This is a genomic window from Ralstonia chuxiongensis (genome assembly GCF_024158925.1).
GTDB classification, from domain to species: domain Bacteria; phylum Pseudomonadota; class Gammaproteobacteria; order Burkholderiales; family Burkholderiaceae; genus Ralstonia; species Ralstonia chuxiongensis.
On record NZ_JAMYWC010000003.1, the window covers coordinates 385,756 to 401,671 of the forward strand.

Here is a 15,916-nt window from a genome sequence, read left to right on the forward strand (position 1 = left end):
CTCTGTCTCTTAGTGTTGCTTGCTGCGGTTGCGCTTGCTGCGATAGGTATCCATGACCACGGCCGCGACGATGACCGCGCCCGTGATGATTCGTTTGGTGGGCTCCGATGCGCCGATCTGTGCAAGGCCCGATTCGAGCACCGAGATGATCAGCACGCCGAACAGTGTGCGCACGACCGAGCCGCGTCCGCCCATCAGGCTCGTGCCGCCGATCACCACGGCCGCGATCACCTGCAGCTCCATGCCCACCCCGGCGTTCGGATCAGCCGCTTCCAGGCGCGACACCTGGAACAGCGCAGCCAGGCCCGAGAGCAGCCCCATCAGCGCGAACACCGCAATCTTGTAGGGGCGCGGATTCACGCCCGCCAGCCGTACGGCTTCTTCATTCGTGCCGATAGCCACGAGGTAGCGGCCGAACACCGTGCGCACCAGCACGATCTGGCCGACGATCGTGATGACAATCGCAATCAGGAACGACGGCGCAATGCCCAGCGCGATGGGGTTGGCCAGCCAGTCGACCGCGCTGCCGATGTACACGGTGCGCGAATCGGTGAGGCTGTAGGCGAGGCCGCGCGCCATTTCCAACACGCCCAGTGACACGATGAACGACGGGATACCCCAGTGCACCGTGACCGCGCCGGTCAGCATGCCCGCCGCCGTTGCCAGCACCACGCCTGCCAACGCCGCCGGCAACAAGCCCCAGCCCAACTGGGTCATGGCAATAGACAGCACCGAAGCCGCCAGCGCCAGCACTGAGCCCACCGACAAATCAATGCCGCCGATCATCAGGATGAACGTCATCCCCACGGCCATCACCAGCAGGTCGGGAATCTCGTTGGCGATGGTTGTGAACGTGGGCAGCGAGAAGAACGTCGGCGACAGCGTGCTGAACAGCACCAGCATGGCGACCAGCGCAGCGAGCAACCCGCCGATCGTGCCGAGCGACATGCCCAGTGCTGCGCGCGGGCTGGCGGTCGCGGCGGACGTCGTCGGGGGCAGGGTGGAATCAGAGCGCATCTGCGGTCTCCGAGGGCGATTGAGGTGCACGTGAGTCGGATTCGCCCGATTCACCGAAAGCGGCGGCGAGCAGGGCATCCTGGCTCCAGCCGTCGCGTTGGAAGATGTGCGTGAGCCGCCCGGCGCGCATGACGCCAATGCGGTCGCACAGTTGCATGAGTTCGCGCAGATCGCTCGACACAACGACCAGCGCCTTGCCTCGCGCGGCCAGCGCGTCGAGCAGCGTATAGATGTCGAACTTGGCGCCGACATCCACGCCTCGCGTGGGCTCATCGAACAGCAGCACGGGCGTGTCGCGCTCCAGCCAGCGCGCAATTGCTACCTTCTGCTGATTGCCGCCCGAGAGTTCACCCACCGGTTGCTCAGGCCCAGCGCAACGGACGCGCAATGCGCCGATGTGCCGCTGCGCCAGCGCACGCTCGCGCGCCGGTTGCAGCCAGCCTCGCTTCGTTACGCTTGGCATGTTGCCCAGCGCGATGTTGGTCGCGATGGGCAGGCTCAGCATCAGGCCTTCGTCCTTGCGGTCTTCAGTGAGCAAGCTGATGCCGTAACGCACCGCGTCGCCGGGCGAGCGGATGCGCACAGGCGCCAGCGGCGTGCCGACTTCGACGGTGCCCGCATCCGCGCGGTCCGCCCCGAAGATCAGCCGCAGCAATTCCGTGCGGCCCGCACCGACCAGGCCGGCGATGCCGAAGATTTCTCCTGGCGCCACGTCGAAGCTCACATCGCGCACGGCTGGCGCACGCGTCAGGCCGGTTACCCGCAGCGCCGGCGAGCCGTCACCAACCCACGGCTCGCGCGCGGCCCGTTGCGTTTCAGATGAAGCGGCCACGTCGCGGCCGACCATCGCCTGGATGAGTGCGTCCTGCGTGACCGTGGCGGCCGGTGCGTCGGTGACCAGCTTGCCGTCACGTAGAACAACGATCCGATCAGCAATGCGCGCCAGTTCGTCCAGGCGGTGGGAGATATAGAGGATGGCCACGCCCTCGCGGCGCAGCGCGTCGATGCGCTCGAACAGCGTGGCGCTTTCGTGCGCGCTCAGCATCGCCGTCGGCTCGTCGAGGATGAGCACCCGGCATGCGCTGGCCAGCGCGCGGGCAATTTCGATCATCTGCCGGTGGCCGATGCCGAGCTTGTGTACGGGCGTCCAGGGATCGAGGTCCAGACCCACGCGTGCAAGCGCCTGTTCGGCCCGATGGCGCAGCGCAGAACGGTCCACAAAACCCAGCCGCCGGGGCAGTTCGCCGAGGAACAGGTTCTCGGCCACCGTCAGCGTGGGCACCATGCTCAGCTCCTGCAGCACCATGCGCACGCCCAGCGCTTCGGCAGCACTACGCGAATCGGGTGCGTACAGTGTGCCGCCAAGCGTCATGGAACCCGAGGTCGCTGTCTCCAGCCCGCAGAGGATCTTGGAGAGCGTGCTCTTGCCGGCGCCGTTCTCCCCCGTGAGCGCAAGCACCTCGCCCGCGTGCACGTCGAGATCGATATCTCGCAGCACGGGGGCGGCGTAGTGCTTGCTGACGGCGGAGACGCGCAGCAGCGGCGGGCGCGGTTCGTGAGCGGCAGACATGGCTGGCGGCGGCTTGCCTGTCTGGCGCTTTACGTGCGCGTGACGAGGTTGACTGGCGTCTCGACGACACCCGACAGCTTCGCCTGCGGCGTCTTGGCGGCCAGCGCTTTCAGGGCGGTCTCGATGCCGTAGACGGCTTGCTGATCGGCGTGCTGATCAGCAGTGGCAACGACACGCCCATCCGCCAGCATGGCCTTGATGGCTTCGATGTTGTCATAGCCACCAATCAGCACTTTGCCCAGCTTGCCCGCCGCGCGCACCGCCGAGACGGCGCCGATGGCCATGTTGTCGTTGCCGCACAGCAGCGCCTTCAGGTCAGGCTCCGAGCGCAGCATGGCGGCCGCCACCTTGTTGCCCTTGTCGATTTCCCATTCGCCCGATTGCACCCCCGCGATCTTCAGCTTGGCGGCTTCGGCCGCGTCCTTGAAGCCGGCGGTGCGCTGCTGGGCGTTCGTGGTGGTCGGAATGCCTTCAATAATGCCCACGGCATCGCCCGGCTTGAGTGACTTGGCAACGAAGTCGCCCACGAGTCGCGCGCCCTTGCGGTTGTCCGGCCCCACGAAGGGCACGTTGAGCCCTTTCTCCTTGAGCGCCGCCGGGTCCAGCCGATTGTCGATGTTGATGACAAGAATGCCTGCGTCCACGGCCTTTTTGACCACCGGCACCAATGCCTTGGAGTCGGCCGGCGCCAGCACCAGCGCATCCACACGCGCGACGATCATCTGCTCGACCAGGCGGATCTGCCCGGCGGTGTCGGTTTCGTCGCGAATGCCGTTGGTCAGCAGCGAGTACTCCGACGCGTGATCTTTCTGATGCTTGCGGGCGCCGTTCTCCATGGTCAGGAAGAACTCGTTGGCGAGCGACTTCATTACCAGCGCCACTTTGGGTGGCTGGTTGGCGGCGTACGCCAGCGAAAACGGGAACGGCAGAGCGGCAGCTACGGCAGAGCCCGCGCCAATTTTCAGGGCGCGGCGACGGCGGATATCCATGGTGTCTCCTCCAGGAAGAGGCCTATCTGGGGCGGGTGGATGCGGGCGTCGTTGCTGCTTCATGCCGTAAGGCATTCCTAAGGGCAATCGCGCCTCGCTCTTCGCAAACGTTTGCGTATCTGACAGTCTCGGCTACCGCGTAACAGAAGTCAATGAAATTGCGCTTTCCACCGCATAAGGAAAAACCCGTAGTAACGCCGCCTGCGCGCTCGGCGCGCCAGTTGCGTTGCGGGAGCGGCGTGATAGCCCTATCGAACGTGGTTGATTGTTTTGGTCCACAATACGGCCTGCCGCGTAGCCACCCCGTTTTTCGGGCTCTGCAAATCCCCTTGCTGCGACGCGGAATCCCCCGACGCCTTAGTTGACCGATTTTGTCGGGTTCCTTTATACTTGAGCAAAACGATCAGGTATTTCCCCGACGCCATGAGATTGACCACCAAAGGCCGCTTCGCGGTCACCGCCATGATTGACTTGGCGCTGCGCCAAGAGCAGGGTCCGGTCACGCTGGCTGGCATCAGCCAGCGTCAGAAGATTTCGCTGTCGTATCTGGAGCAGCTCTTCGGCAAACTGCGCCGCCACGAAATCGTGGAAAGCGTGCGCGGGCCGGGCGGTGGCTACAGCCTCGCGCGGCGTGCCGGCGACGTTACCGTTGCCGACATCATCATCGCCGTGGACGAGCCGCTGGACGCCACCCAATGCGGCGGCAAGGGCAACTGCGGTGGCGAAGAGCATGTCGGCGGGCACACGGGCCGCTGTATGACGCACGACCTGTGGGCCACGCTCAATCAGAAGATGGTCGAGTATCTCGATTCGGTGTCGCTGCAGAACCTGGTCGATCAGCAGCGCGAACGTCAGCCCGAAGTGATTCAGGACATGCGTGAAGCGCGTCCGGCCCGCCGCGAACGTGCGCCGACACGCGCACGCGCGGTCGACACGCCCGCCGCCACGTCGGTGGCCGCCGAGCCGGTCAAGCGAGCGCCGCTGGTCAACTCCGTTTTCAGCCTGGCGCAGTCGTGATTGCGTCAGCGTGAGGCTGGCCACGACGCCAGCCCCACACAAGAACATCGCCCCCCACACAAGGCAGACAAGATATGAGCACCCCGCAACTTCCCATCTACATGGACTATTCCGCGACGACGCCGGTGGATCCGCGCGTGGTCGACAAGATGATCCCGTACCTGCGTGAGAGCTTCGGCAACCCGGCCTCGCGCAGCCACCCGTTTGGTTGGGAAGCCGAGAAGGCCGTCGAAACCGCGCGCGAGCAGGTTGCAGCACTGGTGAATGCTGACCCGCGCGAAATCGTCTGGACGTCTGGTGCTACCGAGTCCGACAACCTTGCCATCAAGGGCGCTGCCAACTTCTACAGCAGCAAAGGCAAGCACATCATCACCGTGAAGACCGAGCACAAGGCTGTGCTGGACACGACGCGTGAACTGGAGCGTCAGGGTTTCGAAGTGACGTATCTGGACGTGAAGGACAACGGCCTGATCGATATTGAAGTCTTCAAGCAAGCCATCCGCCCCGACACCATTCTTGCGTCGGTGATGATGGTGAACAACGAAATCGGCGTGGTTCAGGACATTGAGCAGCTCGGCGAGATCTGCCGCGAAAAGGGCGTGATCTTCCACGTGGATGCCGCGCAGGCCACCGGGAAGGTGGGCATCGACCTGCAGAAGCTGAAGGTCGACTTGATGTCGTTCTCGGCCCACAAGACATATGGGCCGAAGGGCATCGGTGCGCTGTACGTGCGCCGCAAGCCGCGTATCCGCATCGAAGCGCAGATGCATGGCGGTGGCCACGAGCGCGGCATGCGTTCGGGCACGCTGGCTACGCATCAGATTGTGGGCATGGGCGAGGCCTTCCGCATCGCCAAGGAAGAAATGGCGACCGAGAACGAGCGCATCCGCATGCTGCGTGACCGCTTGTATCGCGGCCTGAACACGATGGAAGAGGTGTATGTGAACGGCGACATGGGAGCCCGCGTGCCGCACAACCTCAACATCAGCTTCAACTTTGTCGAAGGCGAGTCGCTGATCATGGCCATCAAGGACGTTGCTGTGTCGTCGGGCTCGGCCTGTACGTCGGCATCGCTGGAACCTTCGTACGTGCTGCGTGCGCTGGGCCGCAACGACGAACTGGCGCACAGTTCGATCCGCTTCACGGTCGGCCGCTTCACCACGGAAGAAGAAGTGGACTACGTGGTCGAACTGCTCAAGAACAAGATCGGCAAGCTGCGCGACCTGTCTCCGCTGTGGGAGATGTACAAGGACGGCGTGGATCTGAACAGCATTCAATGGGCGGCGCACTAAGCGCGGCGTTTGAGAACAACGGCGCCCCCGCGCCAGCCAACGATTGAAAGAGGTGTGAAATGTCTTACAGCAACCAAGTTCTGGACCATTACGAAAACCCGCGCAACGTCGGTTCGTTCGAGAAGGGCGACGACACGGTCGGTACCGGCATGGTCGGCGCGCCGGCTTGCGGCGACGTGATGAAGCTGCAGATCAAGGTCAACGAGCAGGGCGTGATTGAAGACGCAAAGTTCAAGACCTACGGCTGCGGTTCTGCCATTGCTTCTTCGTCGCTGGTGACGGAGTGGGTGAAGGGCAAGACGCTGGATCAAGCGCTGGAAATTCGCAACACGGCCATCGCTGAGGAGCTGGCCTTGCCGCCGGTGAAGATCCACTGCTCGATCCTGGCCGAAGACGCTATCAAGGCAGCCGTGGCCGACTACAAGGAAAAACACGGCTCGACCGAGCAGAAGGCTGCTTGAGCCGGATTGGATAGAAAGGACGCAGCATGATCACCCTGACCGACAAGGCCGCGCAGCACGTTTCCCGCTACCTGACCCGCCGTGGCAAGGGCGTGGGCCTGCGCGTGGGCGTGAAGACCACGGGCTGTTCAGGCCTGGCATACAAGCTCGAGTACGCGGATGACATCGCCGCCGAAGACCAGGTCTTCGAATCCAACGGCGTCAAGGTGATCGTCGATCCGAAGAGCCTTCCGTACATCGACGGCACCGAGCTGGACTATGCACGCGAAGGCCTGAACGAAGGGTTCCGCTTCAACAACCCGAACGTGAAGGACGAGTGCGGCTGCGGCGAGTCGTTCCGCGTGTGAGCGGGGCGCATTGAAGCAGGCGATTGTCGGTTTCGAGCGGGACGAGGAGGGCCACTGGGTCGCCCGTCTCGCTTGCGGGCATGGGCAGCACATGCGCCACGATCCGCCTTGGCAGTCGCGGCCCTGGACTGAAACCGAAGCCGGGCGCGCCAGCAAGATCGGCGCGGTTGTGGAATGCCTGAAGTGCGATCGGGGTGAGCCGGTCGAATAAGGTACACGAGGCGGCGCAGCCGCTTTTTTTATTCATGAATTCCGGTTTGTCAGCGAACACGACGCATTTTTCCCTCTTCGGTCTGCCCGAGCACTTCGAGGTCGACGACGACGCGCTGAACGCCGCGTATCGCACCGTGCAGTCGCAGGCGCATCCGGATCGCTATGCCCACGCAGGCGACGCCGAACGCCGCGTCGCCATGCAATGGGCCACGCGCGCTAACGAGGCGTATCAGACGCTGCGTGACCCGCTCAAACGGGCGACGTATCTGTTGCACCTGCGTGGTATCGATGTGCAAGCCGAGAACAATACCGCCATGCCGGCTGCGTTTCTGATGCAGCAAATGGAATGGCGCGAAGCCCTGGGCGATGCCAAGGCGGAGCGCAACGTCGATGCCTTGGACGGTTTGCTTGGCATGCTGCGCAAGGAAAAACGTACCCGCTATCAGGCGCTGTCCGGCCTGCTCAATGGCGAGGGCAACACCGCAGCCGCAGCGGATGCCGTGCGCCAATTGATGTTCATCGAAAAGATCGAACGCGATACCGCCGAGGCCATCGACCGGCTGGAAGACTAGAACCCAGAATTTGCGACAATGTTGGGTTTGCCTCGGCAGGCAGCCCATCCGCGCAATCGAGACATCCCCATGGCTTTACTGCAGATTTCCGAACCTGGCGAATCGCCCGCACCGCACCAGCGCCGTCTGGCGGTGGGCATCGACTTGGGCACGACCAACTCGCTGGTGGCCTCCGTGCGCAGCAGCGTGCCGGAAGTATTGCCCGATGACCAGGGCCGCCCGCTGCTGCCCTCCGTGGTGCGCTATCTGCCTGCGGGCGGTGCCCACATCGGCTACAAGGCGCAGGCCGAAGCCGTGCGTGACCCCAAGAACACCATTATCTCGGTCAAGCGCTTCATGGGGCGCGGCTTGAAGGATGTGGCCCACATCGAGAACACGCCATACGACTTTGTAGACGCGCCCGGCATGGTGCAATTGAAGACCGTGGCCGGCGTGAAGAGCCCGGTGGAAGTGTCGGCGGAGATTCTCGCTACGCTGCGCCAGCGCGCCGAAGACACGCTCGGCGATGAGCTCGTCGGCGCCGTCATCACCGTGCCCGCGTACTTTGACGATGCGCAGCGCCAAGCCACCAAGGACGCAGCCAAACTGGCCGGCCTGAACGTGCTGCGTCTGCTGAACGAGCCGACCGCCGCCGCCATCGCCTATGGCCTGGACAATGCCGCCGAAGGCATTTACGCCGTGTATGACCTGGGTGGCGGTACGTTCGACATCTCGGTGCTCAAGCTCACCAAGGGCGTGTTCGAGGTGATGTCGACGGGCGGCGACTCCGCGCTCGGTGGTGACGATTTCGACCAGCGCATCGTCTGCTGGATCGTCGAGCAAGCCGGTCTGCAACCGCTTTCTGCCGAAGACACGCGCCTGCTGCTGAACAAGGCACGCGCTGCCAAGGAATGGCTCTCCACCGCCGACAGCACCGAGATTGACGCGATGCTTTCCACTGGCGAGACCGTGCACCTCGTGCTGACGGCAGAGACCTTTGGCGAACTGACGGCCAATCTGGTGCAGAAGACGCTGTCGCCAGTGCGCCGCGCACTGCGCGATGCGGGCGTGACGGTCGAAGAGGTAAAGGGCGTGGTGCTGGTCGGGGGCGCGACGCGCATGCCGATCATCCGCCGTGCCGTTGGCCAACTGTTTGGCCAGACGCCGCTCACGAACCTCGATCCGGACCAAGTGGTCGCTATCGGTGCAGCCATGCAGGCCAACCTGCTGGCCGGTAACCGTGCGCCGGGTGAAGACTGGCTGCTGCTCGACGTGATCCCGTTGTCGCTGGGCGTCGAGACGATGGGTGGCCTGGTCGAGAAGATCATCCCGCGTAACAGCACGATTCCCGTCGCGCGCGCGCAGGAATTCACCACCTTCAAGGACGGCCAGACGGCCATGGCGATCCACGTGCTGCAGGGCGAGCGCGAACTGGCGAGCGATTGCCGTTCGCTGGCGCGTTTCGAGTTGCGCGGCATCCCTCCGATGGTGGCCGGCGCCGCGCGCATTCGCGTGACGTATCAGGTGGATGCCGATGGCTTGCTGTCGGTGGCGGCACGCGAAACGGTGTCGGGCGTGGAAGCGTCGATTGCCGTGAAGCCGTCGTACGGTCTGGCCGATGACGATGTCGCCCGCATGCTGCAGGAAGGTTTCCAATCCGCCGAAGACGACATGCGCCGTCGTGCGCTGGCGGAAGAGCGCGTTGAAGGCGAGCGCTTGCTTGAGGCGCTGTCGCAGGCGCTGGCGGTCGATGGCGATCTGCTTTCGCCCGAAGAGCGCGCCGCCATCGACACCGAAATTGCCGCGCTGCGCACCACCATGCAAGGCGACGACCACCGCGCTATCAAGGACGCCGTGGATGCCCTGTCGCACGGCACCGACGAATTCGCCGCGCGCCGCATGGACCGCGGCATTCGCAAGGCGCTCGCCGGCAAACGTATCGAGGAGCTCGGCTGATCGCCGATTGCATCCCCCAAAACACACTTATCGAACGAGTTTCTTCATGCCACACATCGTCGTTCTTCCTCACGTCGAATACTGCCCGGAAGGGGCCGTGATCGAAGCCAAGCCCGGCACGACCATCTGCGACGCGCTGTTGGGCGCCGACATCGAGATCGAACACGCATGCGAGAAGTCGTGTGCCTGCACGACTTGCCACGTGATCGTGCGCGAAGGCTTCAATTCGCTGGATGAGGCGAGCGAGAAGGAAGAGGATTTGCTCGACAAGGCCTGGGGCCTGGAGCCGAACTCGCGCTTGTCGTGCCAGGCCAAGGTGGCGGATACGGACTTGACCGTCGAGATCCCGAAGTACACGATCAACCACGCCAAGGAAAACCACTGAGCCAAGCGGCCAGCGGTGGAGGGAGCCCATCATGAAATGGAACGACATCCAGCAGATCGCGGAAGCGCTGTACGACAAGTACCCCGAAGTCGATCCCACGCGCCTGAACTTTGTCGATCTGCACAACAAGGTCGTCACGCTGGAGGGCTTTGACGACGACCACAAGCGTGGCGGCGAGAAGTTTCTCGAGGCCATCCAGCAAGCCTGGATCGACGAAGCGGAATAAGCACGTAGTGCTATAACGCGTGCGCATGAAAAAACCGGCCCGAGGGCCGGTTTTTCTTTGGTGCGAAGGCGATGCCGGATTAGCCAGCCACCAGCGTACCGTTCTCGATATGCACGCGCTCGCCTGCCTGGAAGCCCGGGGCGGCCTTGTACGTGAAGCTGCGGTTTGTACCGTTGTCCATGCGCACGTTCACGCGGTATTGGGTGTCGCGGCTGTAGTAGTTCTCGGCTACATGGCCGCCGTAACCGCCTGCCACCGCGCCGCCGACTGTCGCCAGCGTACGGCCATTGCCGCGGCCAATCTGGTTGCCTAGCAAGCCGCCCACCACAGCGCCACCGATCATACCCAGACCGGTTTCCTTACCTTGCGTAGTAATCGGGGTGACCGACGTCACGTGGCCGGCATAGGGGCTGGCCGATTGGCGGGGCTGTGTTTGCGCATAGCTTGGGCTGGTCGAGGGCGCGCGTTCAGCGTACGAGGGCTCACGAGCTCGCGCCGGAGCGGGTGCCACGTTCTGTGCCGGGTACGGAGCGGCTTGATTTGGCTGCGTCGTCTGGCCCGGTGCAGCCAGCGCCATCGGGGCCGAAGCGCCCGGCATTGCCGCTGCCGATTGCGCAGCCACATTCGGATCGGTGCTGCCCTGCGTAGCCTTTGATGTCGGCAGCACGCCGGTGATGGCAGCCACAGCGGTCAGGCTTGCGATGATCACGGCCACAGCCGCCGTGGTCATCAGCGGATGCATGCGTCGTGACGACGACGGCACCTGACCCGGCGAGGTGCCACCGTATTGTTGACCTTGGTTCGGTTGGATGTTGTTAGTCATCTTCGTTCTCCTGCGGCCCGTGATTGGTTCGTTGTTCGGCCCTTCGATGATCACAGTGTGGTCCATCGCCCAAACGGATGCCGTTTTAATTTGTAAGCATCTGTACCCTTATTTTTCTATTTAAAATCAATTACTTGGCGAGATTTGATACACATTGTCAAAGCGGGGCGATGTTACAAATAGCGGGGTAGGCGCAGGATTTGCACACGCGTGGGCAACAAAAAACGCCCCCGAAGGAGCGTTTTTTGAGATGGAGGACCGAGCCGATCAGTCTTCGCGGCGCAGATGCGGGAAAAGGATCACGTCGCGGATGTTCGGGCTGTCCGTCAGCAGCATCACCAGGCGGTCAATGCCGATGCCGCAGCCGCCGGTCGGGGGCATGCCGTATTCCAACGCGCGGATGTAGTCGGCGTCATAGAACATGGCTTCTTCGTCGCCGGCGTCCTTCTGCTCGACCTGCTTGCGGAAGCGCTCAGCCTGGTCTTCCGGGTCATTCAGCTCGGAGAAGCCGTTGGCGATTTCGCGGCCGGTGATGAACAGCTCGAAGCGCTCGGTGATGCCGGGCAGCGTGTCGGAGCCGCGTGCCAGCGGCGACACTTCGACCGGATAGTCGATGATGAAGGTCGGTTCCCACAGCTGCGACTCGGCGGTTTCTTCAAACAGCACGAGCTGCAACGTGCCCACGCCGGCGTTCAGGAATTGCGGCGCGTTGGTGTCGATCTTGAACTTCTTCAGCTCGGCGCGCAGGAAGTCGACATCGGCAAGTTGCGCGTCGGTGTACTGCGGCGCGTACTTCTGGATCGCTTGGCAGATGGTCAGGCGATGGAACGGCTTGGCAAGATCCAGCTCGCGGCCTTGATAGGTGAGCGTGGCGGTGCCCGAGGCGTCGATGGCGGCCTGGCGGATCAACTGTTCGGTGAAGTCCATCAGCCAGCGGTAGTCCGTGTAGGCCGCGTAGAACTCCATCATCGTGAACTCTGGGTTGTGTCGCGGCGACACGCCCTCGTTACGGAAGTTGCGGTTGATCTCGTACACGCGCTCGAAACCGCCGACGATCAGGCGCTTGAGGTACAGCTCCGGTGCGATGCGCAGGAACATCTGCATGTCCAGCGCGTTGTGGTGCGTGATGAACGGCTTGGCTGCGGCACCGCCCGGAATCGGATGCAGCATCGGCGTCTCGACCTCCATGAAACCGTTGCCGGCCATGAAGTTGCGCAGCGAAGCCATGGCCTTGGTGCGGGCGCGGAATGTGTCGCGCGTTTCCTTCGACACGATCAGATCGACGTAGCGCTGGCGATACTTCTGTTCCTGGTCGGCCAGGCCGTAGTAGTCGCCCGGCAGCGGACGCAGGCTTTTCGAGAGCAGGCGCAGCTCCGTCACAGCCACCGACAGTTCGCCGGTCTTCGTCTTCATCAGCGTGCCGCGCGCGGCCACGATGTCGCCCAGGTCCCACTTCTTGAAGCTGGCGTAGACGTCTTCGCCCACGGCGTCGCGGCTGATGTAGAACTGGATGCGGTCGGTGGCGTCCTGCACGGTGGCAAAGCTGGCCTTGCCCATCACGCGCTTGAGCATCATGCGGCCGGCGATGGCCACCTGCACCGGTTCGGCTTCCAGTGCAGCCTGCTCCAGCTCGCGGTATTTCGCTTGCAGATCACCGGCATGGTGCGTCGGGCGGAAATCATTGGGAAACGCGACGCCCTGCTGGCGGATCTCTGCCAGCTTCTCGCGGCGCTCGGCGATGATCTTGTTGTCGTCCTGCGCCGGCACGGCGGCCGCGGTGTTCGATTCGGCCGGGTTGTTCTGTTCGGTCATGATGGTGATGAGAGAAATGTCGGTTCAGGCGATGTTGCGCAGATCGTCCAGCTCGGTCGCGCCAAAGTCGGGGCGGACGAGGTAGGCGGCGATGCGCGCGGCGGCGTCTTGCGGCGAGACCAGCTCGCCATGCGCGTGCAGATCGCGGAAGCGCTGCACGCCGGCAAAGTCGGCGCCACGGATGGTGCGTTGCATGTCAGTGTCGATCACGCCCGGGGCCAGCGCCACGGCGCGCACGCTCGCGTCGCCATCGGCGTTGATGGCACGCACGAACATGTCCAGCCCGGCCTTGCCCGTGCAATACGCGGCCCAACCGGCGATCGGCCGGCGTGCCGCACCCGACGAGATCGCCAGCACGCGGCGCTGCGCGTTCCACGCGGCGGTGCCGCGCAGCAGGGCAGCGGTCAGCGCCATCGGGCCTGCCAGGTTCAGTTGCAGGTGCGGCAGCAGCGTATCGGCACGCAGCGTGTCGATCGTGCCGATCGGCTCGACCGCGCCGGCGTTGAGCACCAACGTCACATTGGCAAAGGCGGGCAGGGCGGCAAGCGTCTTGGTCATCCACGCCTCGGCGGCATGCGCGTTAGACAGGTCGACTTGGTGCCAGTCGAGCGTCACGCCGGCGGCAGCCGCCTGCGCGCGCAATTCAGCGTTGTCGCCGCGTGCCACGCAGATGAGGCGGCGACCGGGCTGCATCAGCGCCTGGGCCAGCGCGGCGCCCAGGCCGCGCGAGGCACCGGTCAGGATGAACAGGGACGTGTCAGGCATGGCAGTCGCTCTGGTTTGGCTCGGATCAGACGCCCTGCTTCAGGCTGGCCTGGATAAAGGGATCGAGGTCGCCGTCCAGCACCTTCTGCGTGTTGGAGATTTCCACGTTGGTGCGCAGATCCTTGATGCGGCTTTGGTCGAGCACGTACGAGCGGATCTGATGGCCCCAGCCCACGTCGGTCTTCGCTGCTTCCTGTGCGTCGGCAGCGGCCTGACGTTTGCGCAGCTCGTGCTCGTACAGGCGCGACTTCAGCATCGTCATCGCTTCGGCGCGGTTGCGGTGCTGCGAGCGGTCGTTCTGGCACTGCACGACGATGCCGGTCGGGATGTGCGTAATCCGCACGGCCGAATCCGTCTTGTTGATGTGCTGACCGCCCGCGCCCGAGGCGCGATACGTGTCGACACGCAGATCCGCCGGGTTGACCTCGATCTCGATCGAATCATCGACTTCCGGATACACGAAAATCGACGAGAACGACGTGTGGCGGCCACCCGCCGAGTCGAAAGGCGATTTGCGCACCAGGCGGTGCACGCCGGTCTCGGTGCGCAGGAAGCCAAACGCGTATTCGCCCTCGACCTTGATCGACGCGCTCTTGATGCCGGCAACGTCGCCTTCGGACTCTTCCAGCACTTCGGTCTTGAAGCCCTTGCGCTCGCAGTACTTCAGGTACTGGCGCAGCAGCATCGACGCCCAGTCGCACGCTTCGGTGCCGCCGGCGCCGGCCTGGATGTCGATGAAGCAGTTGGCCGCGTCCATCGGGCCAGAGAACATGCGGCGGAATTCCATGTCTTCGACGATGGCGCGCATGCCTGCTGTGTCAGCCTCGATGGCTTCGATAGTGTCGTCGTCGCCCTCTTCGCGGGCCAGCTCGAACAGCTCGGCGCCGCCGGTGAGGTCTTCGTCGAGCTTGGTCAGCGCCAGCACGACGGTTTCAAGCGACTTCTTCTCGCGACCCAGCTCCTGGGCGCGTTTGGGATCGTTCCAGACCTCGGGGTTCTCGAGTTCCTTATCGACTTCAACTAGACGTTCAGATTTGACGTCGTAGTCAAAGATACCTCCGAAGGTCGTCGGCGCGCGACTTCAGGTCGGCCAACGTGTTCTGGATGGCATTGAGGCGTTCTGCTTCCATGGTGCAAAAATCCGGTCGGAAACCGGAAATTATAGCGGAATCAAGGGGTTTCCCGTCCGGTTGGAACCCCAAAACGGCCATTTTCCGGGCCGTGCACCGGGATTTGTGTGACTGCCGCAGGCGTGCCGCGTGGCTTCGGTTAGCATGACGGCCAGTTCATATGGCTTTTGGCGCCGTCCGATGATCATCCGCTCGCTGCTCGATACCGATCTGTACAAATTCACGATGATGCAGGTGGTGCTGCATCACTTTCCTGGCGCGCACGTCGAATACCGCTTCAAGTGCCGCAACGCGGGCATTGATCTGGTGCCGTTCATTGACGAGATTCGCGCGGAAATCCGCCATCTCTGCACCCTGCGCTTTACCGATGCGGAACTCGATTACCTGCGCGGGATGCGCTTCATCAAGAGCGATTTCGTCGATTTCCTCGGCCTGTTTCATCTCAACGAGAAGTACATCGACGTGCGTCAGGCGCCCAGCAACGATGGGCAGATCGAGATCGTCATCGCGGGGCCGTGGCTGCACACGATCATGTTCGAGGTGCCGGTCCTGGCCATCGTCAACGAGGTGTTCTTCAGCCGCACGCAGACGCACCCGCAGTGGGAGGAGGGCAAACGCCGCCTGACCGACAAGCTGGCGTCGCTCAAGCGCCCCGGCCTGGAGGAATGCCGCATTGCCGATTACGGCACCCGCCGTCGCTTCTCGCACACCTGGCACGAACATGTGCTGCTGGAGACGTGTGTGCAGCTCGGCGCCCAGTATGCGGGCACCAGCAACGTTTACTTCGCCATGAAGCACGGCATGACGCCACTTGGCACCATGGCGCATGAGTACTTGCAAGCCTGTCAGGCACTCGGTCCGCGCCTGCGCGATTCCCAGACCTTTGCGCTGGAAACCTGGGCTAAGGAATATCGCGGCGATCTCGGTATCGCGTTGTCGGATACCTACGGCTTCGACGCCTTCCTGCGCGACTTCGACATGTTTTTCTGCAAGCTCTTCGACGGCGTTCGCCATGATTCTGGCGATCCGTTCGAGTGGGGCGAGCGCATGCTCAAGCATTACGAGGACATGCGCGCCGAGCCGAAGTCCAAGGCGCTGATCTTCTCCGACAGTCTCGACATGCCCAAGGTCATCGGCCTGTATGAGCGTTTCCACGGCCGCTGCAAGCTGGCGTTTGGCGTGGGGACCAATTTGACAAACGACCTGGGCTACACGCCGCTGCAGATCGTCATCAAGATGGTCCGCTGCAACGGCCAGCCGGTGGCCAAACTGTCGGATGCACCGGAGAAGACCATGTGCGACGATCCGGCCTACCTCACATATCTGAAGCAAGTGTTCGGCGTGCAATAAGGCTCACGCCCG

At 63.4% G+C, this 15,916-nt stretch carries 17 protein-coding genes; 10 read left to right on the forward strand and 7 right to left on the reverse strand.

The genetic code is table 11. From position 1 onward, the window contains the following. Positions 1-9: 9 nt before the first annotated feature. From NKG59_RS10975 to NKG59_RS10985, 3 genes are read right to left on the reverse strand one after another with little or no spacing between them, the layout of a single operon-like run. A complete protein-coding gene (locus NKG59_RS10975; protein WP_253536721.1) occupies positions 10-1,017 on the reverse strand; it encodes an ABC transporter permease in 1,008 nt (335 codons plus the stop codon). Then, positions 1,007-2,587 (reverse strand): sugar ABC transporter ATP-binding protein, encoded by a 1,581-nt coding sequence (locus NKG59_RS10980; protein WP_253536722.1) that lies wholly within the window; start codon positions 2,585-2,587, stop codon positions 1,007-1,009. The genes NKG59_RS10975 and NKG59_RS10980 overlap by 11 nt, the downstream gene beginning before the upstream one ends. A gap of 29 nt (positions 2,588-2,616) precedes the next feature. Further along, complete coding sequence (locus tag NKG59_RS10985) at positions 2,617-3,576, reverse strand: sugar ABC transporter substrate-binding protein (RefSeq protein WP_253536723.1); 960 nt, start codon at positions 3,574-3,576, stop codon at positions 2,617-2,619. Positions 3,577-3,999: 423 nt separating this feature from the next. On the opposite strand from NKG59_RS10985, the gene iscR reads away from it, so the two are divergent. The 9 genes from iscR to iscX all read left to right on the forward strand — a co-directional run bounded on the left by iscR (position 4,000) and on the right by iscX (position 10,024). Continuing rightward, positions 4,000-4,593, forward strand: a complete 594-nt coding sequence (gene iscR / locus NKG59_RS10990; protein WP_232042377.1) for a Fe-S cluster assembly transcriptional regulator IscR — start codon at positions 4,000-4,002, stop codon at positions 4,591-4,593. Between the two features lie 74 nt (positions 4,594-4,667). Continuing rightward, positions 4,668-5,885, forward strand: coding sequence for an IscS subfamily cysteine desulfurase (locus tag NKG59_RS10995; RefSeq protein WP_253536724.1), 1,218 nt, complete (start codon positions 4,668-4,670; stop codon positions 5,883-5,885). 59 nt (positions 5,886-5,944) lie between these two features. Further along, positions 5,945-6,346 carry a Fe-S cluster assembly scaffold IscU gene (gene iscU / locus NKG59_RS11000; RefSeq protein ID WP_045204422.1) on the forward strand — a complete coding sequence of 134 codons (402 nt, stop codon included), beginning with the start codon at positions 5,945-5,947 and terminating at the stop codon, positions 6,344-6,346. A 26-nt stretch (positions 6,347-6,372) separates the two neighbouring features. Further along, entirely contained in the window at positions 6,373-6,693 is a 321-nt protein-coding gene (gene iscA, locus NKG59_RS11005; protein WP_045204421.1) for an iron-sulfur cluster assembly protein IscA, read from the forward strand. A gap of 10 nt (positions 6,694-6,703) precedes the next feature. Further along, positions 6,704-6,904, forward strand: coding sequence for a DUF3565 domain-containing protein (locus tag NKG59_RS11010; protein WP_253536725.1), 201 nt, complete (start codon positions 6,704-6,706; stop codon positions 6,902-6,904). Positions 6,905-6,938: 34 nt separating this feature from the next. Then, positions 6,939-7,478: a Fe-S protein assembly co-chaperone HscB gene (gene hscB / locus NKG59_RS11015; protein ID WP_045204420.1), complete on the forward strand. Its 540-nt coding sequence runs from the start codon at positions 6,939-6,941 to the stop codon at positions 7,476-7,478. Positions 7,479-7,547: 69 nt separating this feature from the next. After that, entirely contained in the window at positions 7,548-9,413 is a 1,866-nt protein-coding gene (hscA, locus tag NKG59_RS11020) for a Fe-S protein assembly chaperone HscA (RefSeq protein WP_253536726.1), read from the forward strand. Positions 9,414-9,459: 46 nt separating this feature from the next. After that, positions 9,460-9,798 (forward strand): ISC system 2Fe-2S type ferredoxin, encoded by a 339-nt coding sequence (gene fdx / locus NKG59_RS11025; protein WP_045204418.1) that lies wholly within the window; start codon positions 9,460-9,462, stop codon positions 9,796-9,798. A gap of 31 nt (positions 9,799-9,829) precedes the next feature. Beyond that, complete coding sequence (gene iscX, locus NKG59_RS11030) at positions 9,830-10,024, forward strand: Fe-S cluster assembly protein IscX (RefSeq protein ID WP_045204417.1); 195 nt, start codon at positions 9,830-9,832, stop codon at positions 10,022-10,024. 79 nt (positions 10,025-10,103) lie between these two features. On the opposite strand, the gene NKG59_RS11035 is transcribed toward iscX, so the two are convergent. From NKG59_RS11035 to prfB, 4 genes are all read right to left on the reverse strand, one after another. Continuing rightward, positions 10,104-10,847 carry a glycine zipper 2TM domain-containing protein gene (locus tag NKG59_RS11035; protein WP_232042382.1) on the reverse strand — a complete coding sequence of 248 codons (744 nt, stop codon included), beginning with the start codon at positions 10,845-10,847 and terminating at the stop codon, positions 10,104-10,106. A 267-nt stretch (positions 10,848-11,114) separates the two neighbouring features. Continuing rightward, the gene (lysS, locus tag NKG59_RS11040; protein WP_253536727.1) at positions 11,115-12,659 is read right to left on the reverse strand and encodes a lysine--tRNA ligase; all 1,545 of its coding nucleotides are present in this window, start codon (positions 12,657-12,659) and stop codon (positions 11,115-11,117) included. A 24-nt stretch (positions 12,660-12,683) separates the two neighbouring features. Continuing rightward, positions 12,684-13,424 carry an SDR family oxidoreductase gene (locus NKG59_RS11045; RefSeq protein WP_253536728.1) on the reverse strand — a complete coding sequence of 247 codons (741 nt, stop codon included), beginning with the start codon at positions 13,422-13,424 and terminating at the stop codon, positions 12,684-12,686. A gap of 25 nt (positions 13,425-13,449) precedes the next feature. Continuing rightward, positions 13,450-14,554 (reverse strand): peptide chain release factor 2 gene (gene prfB, locus NKG59_RS11050; protein WP_102064856.1). Its coding sequence is split into 2 segments (ribosomal slippage): positions 13,450-14,472 and positions 14,474-14,554, totalling 1,104 coding nucleotides; the frame shifts between segments, so codons are not numbered across the junction. 180 nt (positions 14,555-14,734) lie between these two features. On the opposite strand from prfB, the gene pncB reads away from it, so the two are divergent. Continuing rightward, a complete protein-coding gene (pncB, locus tag NKG59_RS11055) occupies positions 14,735-15,904 on the forward strand; it encodes a nicotinate phosphoribosyltransferase (RefSeq protein ID WP_253536729.1) in 1,170 nt (389 codons plus the stop codon). Positions 15,905-15,916: the final 12 nt, after the last annotated feature.

Coding starts and splice junctions, on each gene's coding strand:
- NKG59_RS10975 (WP_253536721.1), bottom strand. CDS start 1,017: ATGCGCTCTGATTCCACCCTGCCCCCGACGACGTCCGCCGCGACCGCC.
- NKG59_RS10980 (WP_253536722.1), bottom strand. CDS start 2,587: ATGTCTGCCGCTCACGAACCGCGCCCGCCGCTGCTGCGCGTCTCCGCC.
- NKG59_RS10985 (WP_253536723.1), bottom strand. CDS start 3,576: ATGGATATCCGCCGTCGCCGCGCCCTGAAAATTGGCGCGGGCTCTGCC.
- iscR (WP_232042377.1), top strand. CDS start 4,000: ATGAGATTGACCACCAAAGGCCGCTTCGCGGTCACCGCCATGATTGAC.
- NKG59_RS10995 (WP_253536724.1), top strand. CDS start 4,668: ATGAGCACCCCGCAACTTCCCATCTACATGGACTATTCCGCGACGACG.
- iscU (WP_045204422.1), top strand. CDS start 5,945: ATGTCTTACAGCAACCAAGTTCTGGACCATTACGAAAACCCGCGCAAC.
- iscA (WP_045204421.1), top strand. CDS start 6,373: ATGATCACCCTGACCGACAAGGCCGCGCAGCACGTTTCCCGCTACCTG.
- hscB (WP_045204420.1), top strand. CDS start 6,939: ATGAATTCCGGTTTGTCAGCGAACACGACGCATTTTTCCCTCTTCGGT.
- hscA (WP_253536726.1), top strand. CDS start 7,548: ATGGCTTTACTGCAGATTTCCGAACCTGGCGAATCGCCCGCACCGCAC.
- fdx (WP_045204418.1), top strand. CDS start 9,460: ATGCCACACATCGTCGTTCTTCCTCACGTCGAATACTGCCCGGAAGGG.
- iscX (WP_045204417.1), top strand. CDS start 9,830: ATGAAATGGAACGACATCCAGCAGATCGCGGAAGCGCTGTACGACAAG.
- NKG59_RS11035 (WP_232042382.1), bottom strand. CDS start 10,847: ATGACTAACAACATCCAACCGAACCAAGGTCAACAATACGGTGGCACC.
- lysS (WP_253536727.1), bottom strand. CDS start 12,659: ATGACCGAACAGAACAACCCGGCCGAATCGAACACCGCGGCCGCCGTG.
- NKG59_RS11045 (WP_253536728.1), bottom strand. CDS start 13,424: ATGCCTGACACGTCCCTGTTCATCCTGACCGGTGCCTCGCGCGGCCTG.
- pncB (WP_253536729.1), top strand. CDS start 14,735: ATGATCATCCGCTCGCTGCTCGATACCGATCTGTACAAATTCACGATG.